9 protein-coding genes are annotated in these 12,585 nt (G+C 33.0%); 8 read left to right on the top strand and 1 reads right to left on the bottom strand.

The features are described from left to right. The first annotated feature begins 190 nt into the window (after positions 1-190). From B7991_RS14550 to B7991_RS14540, 3 genes are all read left to right on the top strand, one after another. The gene (locus B7991_RS14550) at positions 191-697 is read left to right on the top strand and encodes an O-acetyl-ADP-ribose deacetylase (RefSeq protein WP_088631482.1); all 507 of its coding nucleotides are present in this window, start codon (positions 191-193) and stop codon (positions 695-697) included. Positions 698-790: 93 nt separating this feature from the next. Then, the gene (locus tag B7991_RS14545; RefSeq protein ID WP_088631481.1) at positions 791-1,189 is read left to right on the top strand and encodes a pyridoxamine 5'-phosphate oxidase family protein; all 399 of its coding nucleotides are present in this window, start codon (positions 791-793) and stop codon (positions 1,187-1,189) included. 468 nt (positions 1,190-1,657) lie between these two features. Further along, positions 1,658-2,350, top strand: coding sequence for a DUF4328 domain-containing protein (locus tag B7991_RS14540; protein ID WP_088631480.1), 693 nt, complete (start codon positions 1,658-1,660; stop codon positions 2,348-2,350). Positions 2,351-2,384: 34 nt separating this feature from the next. Here B7991_RS14540 and B7991_RS14535 read toward each other — a convergent pair whose 3' ends face one another. Beyond that, positions 2,385-3,440 (bottom strand): hypothetical protein, encoded by a 1,056-nt coding sequence (locus tag B7991_RS14535; RefSeq protein WP_088631484.1) that lies wholly within the window; start codon positions 3,438-3,440, stop codon positions 2,385-2,387. A gap of 493 nt (positions 3,441-3,933) precedes the next feature. Between B7991_RS14535 and B7991_RS14530 the strand changes: the two genes are divergently transcribed. From B7991_RS14530 to B7991_RS14510, 5 genes are all read left to right on the top strand, one after another. Continuing rightward, the gene (locus B7991_RS14530; RefSeq protein WP_088631479.1) at positions 3,934-5,841 is read left to right on the top strand and encodes a TIR domain-containing protein; all 1,908 of its coding nucleotides are present in this window, start codon (positions 3,934-3,936) and stop codon (positions 5,839-5,841) included. After that, complete coding sequence (locus tag B7991_RS14525) at positions 5,838-6,314, top strand: hypothetical protein (RefSeq protein WP_088631478.1); 477 nt, start codon at positions 5,838-5,840, stop codon at positions 6,312-6,314. The genes B7991_RS14530 and B7991_RS14525 overlap by 4 nt, the downstream gene beginning before the upstream one ends. A 39-nt stretch (positions 6,315-6,353) precedes the next feature. Continuing rightward, a complete protein-coding gene (locus B7991_RS14520; protein WP_088631477.1) occupies positions 6,354-7,232 on the top strand; it encodes a hypothetical protein in 879 nt (292 codons plus the stop codon). A 104-nt stretch (positions 7,233-7,336) separates the two neighbouring features. Beyond that, positions 7,337-9,835, top strand: coding sequence for a reverse transcriptase domain-containing protein (locus B7991_RS14515; protein ID WP_088631476.1), 2,499 nt, complete (start codon positions 7,337-7,339; stop codon positions 9,833-9,835). Next, a complete protein-coding gene (locus tag B7991_RS14510; RefSeq protein ID WP_088631475.1) occupies positions 9,825-12,467 on the top strand; it encodes a hypothetical protein in 2,643 nt (880 codons plus the stop codon). Before B7991_RS14515 ends, B7991_RS14510 begins: the two co-directional genes overlap by 11 nt. Positions 12,468-12,585 lie beyond the last annotated feature (118 nt).

The following is a 12,585-nucleotide window of genomic DNA, read 5'->3' as shown; positions in this document are numbered from 1 at the left end:
GAGGTCAGAAAGCGAAAAAATGCTTGCATTTTTTCATTTGCTGACCGATGGGTGTCGGCCTATGGTTTTACCATAGGCCGAACACAACCGAGTTTTCTAAACAAAAACCATTTTAATATACATAAAAGGGACCTATTTACCATTGTTATATAGTGAATTATATTTAAGGGTAAAGTCATAGGAGGTTTTTATGATCGATATTGAAATTATCCAGGGCGATATTACCAAGCTTAAAGTCGATGCCATCGTGAATGCGGCAAACTGTTCGCTGCTGGGGGGCGGTGGTGTCGATGGGGCGATTCATCGTGCGGCGGGTCCGGAACTTTTACAAGCATGCATTCCCCTGAACGGTTGTGAGACTGGCCAGGCTAAAATCACTCCCGGGTTTAAGCTTCCGGCGAAGTTCGTGATCCATACCCCAGGTCCAATTTATCGTGATGGCCTGCATGGTGAACCCAAACTTTTGGAGTCGTGCTACAAGAACTGCCTCGCTCTTGCCGAAGAAAACAACTGTGAAACTGTCGCCTTCCCCGCAATCTCCACCGGCGTTTATGGCTACCCCTGGAAAGAGGCAACCGAAATTGCCGTGAAAACGGTTCGCGAATATTCCGCACGGAATGTCAAGAAGGTCATCTTCTGCTGCTTCAGCGCGGAGATGGAAAAAATCTACAAGCTTGAGGTGACGAAAGTACGGTAAAAAGGACGCTTCATCGGCAAATTCAATTATTCTCACTTTAATACCCTATTCTTTTTATATATTATCTACTGTAATTTCATTAAGGAGTATATAATGGAAGAAGTCAAAAACTTTATTAAGGAATGTGGCGCCTATTTCCTCGCAACGGTTGATGGAGACGAACCGAAGGTGCGCCCGTTTGGGACCATTGAAATTTTCGAGGGCAAGCTCTACATCCAAACGGGCAAGTCCAAGAATGTCTCGAAGCAGATTCAGAAAAATGGCAAGGTTCAGCTTTGCGCTATGAACAAGACTTGCAATAAGTGGCTCCGTTTGAGCGGAACTCTCGTGCGTGATGACCGCCGTGAACCCAAGGTCCATATGCTCGAAGCCTACCCCGAACTTAAGCGCATGTATTCCCCGGACGACGAAAACACCGAAGTCCTCTACTTCAAGGATGCAACCGCCACGTTCTGCAGTTTCACTGAACCTCCGCGTACCGTGAAGTTCTAAACAGACCTTTTGGGCCTGCCTGTTTCCTTGTCATCCCGGACTCCGTTCCGGGATTTTTTAAACGCCGAGTTCCCAGCGAGCTCGGTATTTTTTTTGTTCCCATCATAAAATTGGGAAAAGGTATCACCTAGACATGCGTTGTGATCCTAAATTCTAGTACAACATATATTATATAGTTGATAAATTGACTTGATTTTATTAACTATGAAATTTTTAAATTGGAAATTTCTCAAATATTTATTTTTACTGTTAATAGTTAATGAACAGATTTTATCACATTTGCAGTGTTTCACGTGAAACGTAATTGAATTTTGTGGATAATATGTAAAATTGTGCGATAAGTGGTTCATTTACGATATTATATAATCACATTATATAAACAATTGTTTTTGCTGATATACGGCTAAAAATTCAGTAAGGCATTCATTTATTTGGTTTACATATATTATATTTCATTGTGGAGGCTTTATGCAGGACAATACGAAACGTGGCGAACGAGCTCTTTTTTGGATGAAGGCTATCTTTGTAATATTCATCCTGTATTTCTTTTGGAGTTCGCCAGTCAACGCTATTCTTTCGGGAGCGAGTGATAGCACGATGACGGCCTCACTTTTGATTCGTTTTATTTTGGGCGCTGTATTCAGTTTGGGAATGCTTTTTGTCTTGTTTGCATTTTTTGTCTGTTTTATTTCGTGGCTGCATCGTGCGGTTGCAAACTTGCGTGTTATTTCGGTAACCGACTTCTCGCCCATGGGTGCGGTCCTCCTTACCTGCATTCCATTTGTCGGTTTCATTTTGCATTTCTGGATTTTCAACGATATGGTCGAACGTCAAGAAGACTGCATGCAGGAGCGCGGTCTCTTGAAGAAGAGGTTCCCGAAGAAATTTTTAATCGGATGGCTACTTGCCTCGGTTGGCTGCTCCATATTGATGTTTTTGGGAATCGGCGAATCCTCGGGTTCTTCTGTTCGCGATTTGCTCGAAAACATTTTGACCGTCGTCTGTATCGGACTCTACATCCAGTGTTTCACTTTTTATATTGCACAAGAACGTGAACTTTTCAATGTTCACACAGAAACGCTTTTCCGCAAGCGTGTTGATGAAATTATCCGTGAGCGCGAAATTGAACGTGCCGCCGACCAGCTTAGGGATAAACAATAATTTTGGGAATTTTGGGAATGCGCGGGAATCTTCCTTAACCGAAATACGTCGCGACGTATTTTTTCTGAAATTCCGGATCTTCGTGCGCCCAGTGCTTTTCTTCCATTGCCTGGTACTGCCAGTTGATGGCCTGCATGAATTTTTCCGGTTCGCAGAGATTCTTGAAAATCGCATCGAGGTCATCGACCGTTGCGCCTGAAGCGACTAGCTGTTCCTTCGGTGCATAGCTGTACGGGGAACTTGCGAAATCGCTCCCGATGAAAACCGCTCCGAGTGCGGCGGCTTCCTTGAGTTTCAGGTCGCTCTTTGCCCTGTTGAAATTGTTGGGTGCAAGCGGCGCCAGGAAAAAGTCCGGCTTGTAAGAGGCGACCGTTTGTGCGAATGGCAAAAAGTTCGTGTACGGAAGTTTCGTGTACTTGCCTTCGAGATCTTTCAAAAAGTCGGGTTCACCAAAAATGTAGAGATCGATGCTTCCGTCTGCAACGTGCTTGCGGATCCACGGAATCCATGCGCCTTCGAGATCGCCCTGGACGCCATCGGCAAAATGACCGAGACTGCCGGCATACATCACCTTCGGGACTCCCGTGAAAGCGGACTTTCTCTGGGTCATTCCGAATAGCGACTTGGACACACCGTTCGGCATCACGACCGCATTTACACCGAGATCGGACTTGACGCGGCTAGCAAGGTAACGCGTGGAACAGACCACGGTGTCGAACAACGGCAACACCTGCTTGAGACTCGTGAGCATCATCTGGTCGTGGTTCGGGATGTGCTTTGCATAGGACGCGATAATCGGAGAAAGATCCCATAGGAGATCGTCCATGTCGGTCACCAGCTTGAAACCGCATTCCTTTTTGAGCTTCGCATAGTATAACGCAATTTGGGCGCGGCCCGGCGCCGTCGGCTTTTGCAAGACAACCGCACGAGTCTGCTTGAGCGCGTCCTTGTTGGTGCAGATGATTTCTGTAATGGACGGAATGATCTGGAAATCGTTCTTGCCCATGAACTGGAGGCACGGTAAAATGCAGCGCACCCAGTCCGGTTGCGCCATGTCGTAAGGATGCACGATAACTTGCGTTCTATTCATAGTGGGAAAAGTAGTAAAAAGTTTTTCGAGAGTGCGCGAGATGCGTAGCGAGGGTGCGCTGAGAATGGGGTCTTGTTTTGTCATTCCTCTTTCGAGGCTAGACTGCTGCGGAAATTAAATGCGAGTCTGCAAGCAGCCTCTCGCTTGATTCCCTTGCATGTCATTCCCGCACAGGCGGGAGTCTACCTTGACGGTGTCATCCTGAGCGAAGAACCGTAGGTTCGAAGTTGAAGGATTTACTGCAGAAGTCGAGTGAAAATGCGTGCGGAATGCAGAACGAGAGAGCGTGAAACATCACCCCGCTCACCTTCCCCTTTGCACCGTCATTCCGCCCTCCGAGCCGGAATCACCATTTTATTGCAAATAAACATTGTCCATAACAGATAAAAGTAAGAAGTTTATAAAAAACTTACTTTGATAACTATTGTTGACAAGGTGTTAGTATTAGTATAAATTGTGCGGTAAAACAAATTGTAAAAAAGACAGGAAAAAAATGTCAAATATATTGAAACCTTTAGGTGTTTTTTTGGTTTATGATAAAGATTTCAACAAAAAAAAATTGTATTATGATTTATTTTATCGTTTAATTTGTCGTGATGTAGGAAATTTAAATGCCTTAGACTCAAATATTCCGCTCGATGTATGTAGTAACGATGACATTAATTTTATGGATGCCATTTTTAAAAAGAATGAGAAAAATATTGTTTTTATAATTGTAGATGACAATCTATTATATAATAAGGATCCATGGGAGCCATTTATAAAAAAGTTATGCGCTAAAAAGAAAAAAAATATTGCATTGTTGCCTATAGCAGTATCTAAATGCGCTTTTTCTGATAAGTATTTTGAAAAATACAACATGTTATCTCCTGTAGATTTATTATCATCAGACCGATATATGTTTGAATCACGAATATTGGATTTTTGTATAAGAAATTTGAAAGGAATAAAAAAAATCAAGTTATTTATTAGTCATACAAAGAAAGATGAAGATGGTTATGGGGAGAAAATAGCAAAATGTTTTAGAGAAAAAATTGCTTCTGAAACTAAATTTGATTTCTTTTTTGATGCTAATAGTATTCCAGATGGGGCTGATTTTGGAAAAATTATTGAAAAAAATGCAAAAAAATCTTTATTGTTGGTATTAAACTCAGATAAATATAGTACACGAGATTGGTGTCAAAGAGAAATTTATTTTGCTCGAAAAAATAATTGCCCTTATGTTATTGTCAGTTTGGTAAAAAATACTTCTAGCAGGATATTTCCTTATATAGGAAATGCTCCTTGTGTCCGCTATAATGATAATATTGAATATATAATATGGATTTTATTAAAGACTGCTTTAAATCATTATTATGGAAAAGAGATACTTGATTATATTGTAAAAGAAAAAAATTTAAATAATGTAGCTACATTATCTGGTGTTCCAGATTTATTTAAATTATCCGATATTCAGGAAGAAAAAATATTACATACTGAGCCGCCTTTGATGTATGCAGAAAGTCAAATATTAAAGCATGCTTATCCTGAAAAGGAAATTATTACGCCTATTAAGTGTGAAAATTATGATTTTAAAAAAACAAAAATTGCTTTTTCTATTTCAAATCCATTAGATAATGAAAAGTATGGTGGTAGTAATCTATTGCTAAATGATTTAATAATGGAAATAGCTCGTTACATTTTAGCAAACAAAGGGCATATTATTTATGGAGGTGATTTAAGGAAAAGTGGTTTTACAGAGTCTTTTCTAAATGTTGCTACGTCCTATATTAATGAGAAGAATAAAGATTTTGTTGTAACAAATTATTTGCCATCATCGGTAGATTTCTCGAAAGAAGAATTTTTGAGATTTTCACAAAATAAGGTAAAACTAATTCCTGTTAAAAGAAAAAAAATTTATAGTAATGTAAGCTATAATGTAAATGTTTTGTCATCAATGCGAAAAGAGCGTAATAATAATACGGAAATATTAATTATTGCTGGTGGAAAGACTTTTGGATATTCAGGGATTATTCCAGGTATATTAGAAGAAGTTTTGTTAGCGATGGAAAAAAATATACCTATATATTTGTTAGGTGGTTTTGGGGGAATGGCTGCAAAAATATGTGAATTACGTCAAAATAAGATAAAGGAGAAACGATTTGAAGAAATTTTTTTAGGAAATCATTTGAATGATTTGGAGGAATTTAATAAGAATAATCACGATCAATGGAATCCATCAAGTATTTGTAAAAAAATTCTAGGTTATAAGTATTTTAATATTGGTATTGAACAGGATCAGGAAGAAGAATTTATGTTTTCAAAAGATGTATTTTTTATTGTTGATTCAATTATGAAAGCAGTAGATAAGGTTTTAACAAAGTATGAATCACAAAAACACAAGAGGAGGGGTATTCGATGAAATTTAGAGATCTATTTGAAAAATGGCATTTAGATTCACTAAAATTAAATATCAAATTCCTAGAAGCGGAATTCAAGCCTGGTGATAAAGATAAAGATGCAGCCTGGGCTCTTTATATTGAACTTTTGACTAGAGTTACAACACAAACATTAAGTGATGATGAGGGAAATGAAGAGTGCGCTTTAGATAGCATTTATTCAATTTTTCCTACAACAAGAGCTATTTTAAAAGAATATGGTCGTGAGTGTATTCAATTCACAAAAGTTGCCGTAGTTGTGTTAAATCAGATTGTTCGTCCTTTTACTGCAAAATGGCATAAAATAAAATTAAATGGGCTATTAGCTGAAAAAAGTGCTGAATTTAGAATGGATTTGAAAGAACTCCAGCCTAAACTTCTTTACTATACAAAAATGTTGAGTGAAATTGCTGAAGTTGAGGATTTTTCTGGTTTAGTAAATCCGATGGTGGATTAAAAATTTTTTTATTTATCTCTGAAAAAGACTGTATATATTATGGCGAAATATTTTAAGTTAAGTTTAAAAGAAGATGATTTTTTTAAAGAACATATGAAAGATTTACAAAAAGGTGAAATCTATTCATATGATGAATTGGTTTCAATGGGAGAAGATGATTTTGCTCCAAAGAAAATGTTGATTCAAAAAAAATTAAAGGATTACCTTTTGCCTCAAAAAAATGGTTGTGTAGATTTATCTAAAATTCAGGAAGATTGGTTTCCTCATATAAATGATTATGATATTTTTATATCTCATTCACATGCGAATGAGAAACTTGCAATTGCATTTTCTACTTATTTAAAGGAATATTATGGATTATCATGTTTTATAGATTCTCTTATTTGGGGAAATGTTTTTGAGTTGCAAAAAATTATAGATAAAGATTATGGCTATAGTGAAAAGGATAAAAATGGTAATATTCTAACATATTCATATGAAAAGAGAAATTTTACAACAAGTCATGTTCATCTTATGCTAAATACTGCTCTAATGCAATCTATGCAGGCTGCTAAGCTTTTCTTTTTTTTAGAAACACCAGAATCGATTAATTTTAAAAATATTAAAGATGAATGGACATATTCTCCGTGGATTTATTCTGAACTAAGTATGAGTAAATCAATGTATGAAATCGAAAAGACTCCAAAAATGCAAAATTTTTGTGAATGTGTGAGTCGCCCTACAAAAATTCCATTAATTCAGAAGGCTCAGACATCTCATTTAATTCCTATAACTAAATCGAAAATTGATGATATTTGCAATAAAAAAACAGGTGAAAATGCTTTATCATCATTAAAAAATTATGTATCACCTTCCTCTCAAAGTTATTCTAAGACTTTAAGAGTTTTATATGAAAATGGTAAAAAGTCAATTCGTTAAAAATTAAAAGATTATTGTTATTTAGTAGTTCATTTTAGAATGTATAATACTGATTGGAATATTTATTAATATTTTTATATGAGTTTTTTTCTTGTGGTTGAAAAATGAGTGATATTATTTCAAAAATAGCTAATAGGATATATGACTTATTTGTTGTTAATCCATATGCAATTGCAATTCAACAAAAAAATGGTGCATATTTAACCAAATACGTCAAATACGATGCATCTGTTTTAGAAGCAATGTTGTATTCAAAGGGCGCGGCGGGATGTTATCAGCAGGGCTTTAGAAATGCTTTGATAAAATGGATTTGTCTTGATTATGATTGTAAAGATAAAGAAAATCCTGATTTAGATGGTTTGTATGATTATATAAAAAAAAATATTTTACAACGTTTAGATGAATATAGTATTAGATACTTAACTGAATTTTCTGGACGAAGAGGAATTCATGTTTGGATTATATTTAATACTAGGTTTGAAAAAAGAACTGGCTATCAAATTTTAAAAAAAATTTTAGAAAATTTAGTTCTTGATAGAGAAAAGTATGATTTGGATGAATTTCCAGCTTCTGACTCTGCGAAAAATAATAAAGTTGGTAAACAGGTAAAATTTCCTTTGTCAACTCATCAAAAGGGTGAACAATCGTTCTTTTTTAAAAACGAATTTCAAAAAAATATTCCATTTTCCAATGATTTTTTTGAAAAACAATATCAAATACTTAATGCTTATCAGGAAAATTCATTGGAAGAGATTTGTTCTAAATTGGATATATCCTTAGCATCGGATAAAGTTTGTATTGAAAAAAACAAACGTTATAAAATTTTGGATAATTGCGAAATTACCGTAGAACAAGTTGTGTCGACTCTTTCTAAAACAAGAGTATTTAAGGAAATTTTTTTGCGGATTTTCAATGGAAAACCTCATTCTAATGATTGGTTTGTAATTTTAGGTACTATTGGTTTTTTTGATAAAAATGGTGATTTAATTAAAGCTATTTTTTCGCAGAGTGCCGCATATGACGAAAAAATAACTGAAAAAAATGTATTCAAATGGAAAGACAAGTATTTCCCTGCAACATTCGGACATTTATATAGACTTTATAATTTATCAATAGAAGAAAATTTGGATCCAGGGGAAACTGGTATAGACCTTTTAATAAGAGACGGTCTTATTTCGGCGGATGAAATTGTATATGATAAAAAAAAGGAATTAGAGTTTGTTAGTTCTGTTGAATTAACTTTGAAAAAAGAAAAAAAATATATATGCATAAATGATGAAAATATTGTTATAAGCATATGGAATAAATTAAAATTATATTCTTCTTACGATTGTAAGGAAATAGAAAAATTGTATAATAAAATAAAAAGCGGAAAGAAAATATTATACAATCCTAAAGGATTTGTTGTATTTGAAAGAAATGAATCTCCGGAAAAGCAAAGAATTTTGATTTCCCTAAATGCTTATGAACGTATATTAACTACTCATTTATCTCTTGATTTGGCTAATTCATTGAATGCTAATGATAGTGAAGAATCTTTTAGTTATAAAGTATCTTTTTGTTCTTATTATGATATTTTTGATAATTGGTATACTTCATGGGGAAATTATATAGAACGAATAAAAACATATATTGAAATGCCGTTTATGAAAAAATGGGGTGTCATTACTCTTGATATAAAAAATTTTTATGATTCTATAGATTTTAATGCTGTGTATGATCTATGTAAAAGTGATCTTAATGATGAACAAAAGAACGAGTTTACTTTTTTGATAGAATATAATGAACGGTTGATGAGAAAAGTAAATCGCTCTTTGTCTAGGAGGGGAGTGCCGCAGGGACCGGCATATGCACGAATTATTTCGGAATTATTTCTTGATAAAATATTATCTAAAAGATCGTATATGCATATTCCTGCTCGAGATTATAGGCTTTATCGATATGTAGATGATATTATACTATTTTATAAAGAAAATATAGATGGCCAATTATTATATAATGAGATTAAGTCTTTACTCTTGAAAAATGGATTGAAGTTAAATACTGAAAAAAGTCGATGTTATGGGCCTATATCGTTGTTGTCGGCTGATGACATTAATGTTTTGTTGAGAAAGGATAAATACAATTATTTATATCAAAAATCAGATATGAATATGCTTTTATCAGAAAATGAGAAAAGAAAAATTTTTTTGAGTTATGATGAAAAAAAATTTCGTATAGAGGATGCTGCCTATATTTTTAGTGAAAAAACTGAGACATCATATATTGAAAAATATTATAAAAAACATGCAAAAGAGATGTTCGAGTCGATATACGGAAGAGGTAGTATTTTTAGAAAAATATATGAATATTTATTTTCAAATGAAAATGTTTTAAAGGATTTTCTAAAAAATAGATATTACGAAAGAATTCCTATTAATAGCTTGAATTTTAAAAATTTTATAAGTTCAATGTATTTGAAAATTCAAAGTAATAGTTATTATAAGGATTTGTTTACTTGGTTGTGTGATAATTATTTAAATACGTTATCTAAAAATATAGAGAGCGAAGAGAAAACGGTAATTCATTCTTTGTTAAAATGGAGAAATTGTGATGACTTGTAATGAACATTTGCAAATATTTATTGATTGTTTGCTGCTAGAGAAAATCAAAAAAAAAGTATTGTTAGATGCGTTGAATTATATTATTTCTTTAAATTCAAAAGAAATAAATAGAAATTTATTAAAAGTAGATGAATTGTTTTGTATTTGTGTTCAGAAGTTAAATCAGGACAATATTGATGAAGAAATTATTGAAGGAATTGATTGTGCATTTGAAAATATCCGATATAAAGACAAAAAAGAAGAAGACATAAATTATATTATTGTAAAGTTTTTATCACAAGTAAAAGAACTTGCTTCTGATAATGATTGCCCTTCAGACGAATTGATGAAAAATTATGAAAATCTTTGCGATAATTTGGATAAGATGCATGAAATATTTCAAATAAAGAAAAATGGTGTATTGTTATTTCCGATAGGAAAATTGTTAAATTTTGTTATAAGAAGTGAAGATTTTATTTCGAACGGGTTAAATATTGTTAATATAAATACAATATTGATTGCGTTAGAAATATTTAAGCGTAATGATGGTATAGTTAAGAAAATTGATAAAATAATCAATAAAAGCAATCTGGAATGTTTAAAACATTTGAGAAATCCAAATGTGAAAAAAGTTGGAGGAGATAATGGCTGGAAAGATAATTTTAAAAAAAACGGCTCATTAACTCTTCTTATTCCTCATAGGGATTCTTTTGATATATATGTACGTCATGAAAAAAAAGAATATTTTAATGCACCCTTGTTGAATGATTTTTCTTTGAAAGAAGAAATAAATTCAAGGGGAGAGCCTATTGCTTATTATTGTATAATCTCAAATGAAAAAACAGTTAAAATAGAAAATGTCGAAAATTTATTAAAAACTTCCAATCTTTTAGATTTGCATAAAGCATGCAAAATGATTTTTTCTGAAAAAAAAATGAATGTTTTTTTAGAAAATTCATTTATACGAGTCGGTTCTGAATTAAAAATCACAAATCCATTTTTAATAAACGATAGGTTTATTGTATTAAATGGTCAATCGTGGATTGCAAATGCGAGTAGTTTGCTAAAGAATGTTTTAAAGCCTTTTTTCCTTTTGAGAGTTGGTCGTGGCTTTGATTACATTATGCTTGGATCAATATTTAAATTGTTAGAGTATGATTCAAAACCGATAGATGATATGTTTGATCTATTGAAGCATCCTCAAAAAAATTTACAAGAATCAATAATAGAAGCATGGCTAAAAAAAATTGATGATTCAGATGATTATGTAACGAACATAAAAAATCTTCAAAACGATTATTTTGAATCAATTCGATATGCTCAAAGGAAGTCTTTTATATTAGAAAAAAAATTTAATGATTTTTTATGGCTTCCTTATAAGTTTCCATCAAAAATTATAAAAAAACATGTAGAAAAAATGTATGAGTTAACTGATTGTAAGGAGGTAATCAAAATTTCTTCAAATGAAAATTTTGAAGAAAGAATAGAGTATAGAGATGCAGATGGCCAAACTATAGTATCCTCAAAAATATCCTTTAGTGATAATCCCGAAATTGTAAATAGAGAATTTTACGCAATTCGTGATAAAGAAACCGGAAATATAGAATACAAAGTGGATATTGATGATTTATATCATATAAAGGAAAAAGTTGATAAAGACAATTTAAATTTCATTGATGCAAATATACCATCTTTAATTTATTCTAATCAGATTGAAGATGTTATAAATTTAATGAAATTGCAAAAGAATGCGCTAATTGAAAGCAGTGGATGTGCGGATTTTGAGTCTGTAGCTTACTTAAGGTTGTTAAATCATTTGTTATATTGTGGTTTTTTTTATAAAGAGGAAAGTGAAGAAAAGCGTGAAGAAAAATGTAAAAGGAAATGGGAATCATTTTATAGTCTTATAACGACTCATCAGTGCATATCATTTAGGAATGCAAGAAACGATATTTCTGAGTATGACAAAAACAATACTCTTATTGTGCCAAAGGAACGCCGAAATACAGATAACGCTCTTGTATCAATTTATGATACTTATATTCATAAATCGTCTAAACGTGTGAGAGATTTTTTTAGTAGAGATATTTATTGGAATAAATTATCACATAAATATTGCTTAGAAACAGGCGAAGAGATAAAAAAAGTTGTAATTCTTTTTGATACGCTTCAGTCGGGATCTTCAACAGAATGTATTTTGAATGCTTATTTTGACAGTTCTAATGATAATGAATACAAAGATAAAATTTGTAAATTTTATGTTGATGGTAAAGAAATAACTCTTAAAAAGGTTATAAGCAATAATAGAGCCTCGCTAGAGGTTGTGTCATTATATGGGAGTAAAGAGGGAAAAGAAAGAATTGATGCGTATATACAGAGTTCAAAGGGACCCTTAAAAAATGCAAAAGAAATTATATGTTTGCATAAAATCACAACAAAAGCAGATGCAGCTTTTGTTAAGCAAATAGAGGATGTGTATCCTAAAGATGATAGAGACAAAGAAGATGATTTGCCTATAAAAGAGGGAAATTCAGTAATAATTAGAGAATTTAATCAGCCCAAACGTAATATGTTCCCTAATAAATTGCTAGACCCTGCTTGTGTTGCTGCTATTTTAGTAAAAAAGCCTGAATTTAAGAATAATAATCGGTAAAGTATTGTATAAAAAACCGGTCATCGTTCATCACGATGACCGGTTTAAATGCTTTTAGCAGGTTTAGATTTTACTGGATGGGGCTTAAAGCCCCTTCACTTTGGGATCGGTCATATTC

The sequence above is a fragment of the Fibrobacter sp. UWB3 genome (genome assembly GCF_002210405.1).
Lineage (GTDB): Bacteria > Fibrobacterota > Fibrobacteria > Fibrobacterales > Fibrobacteraceae > Fibrobacter.
This window is presented reverse-complemented; position numbering and strand designations above follow the sequence as displayed.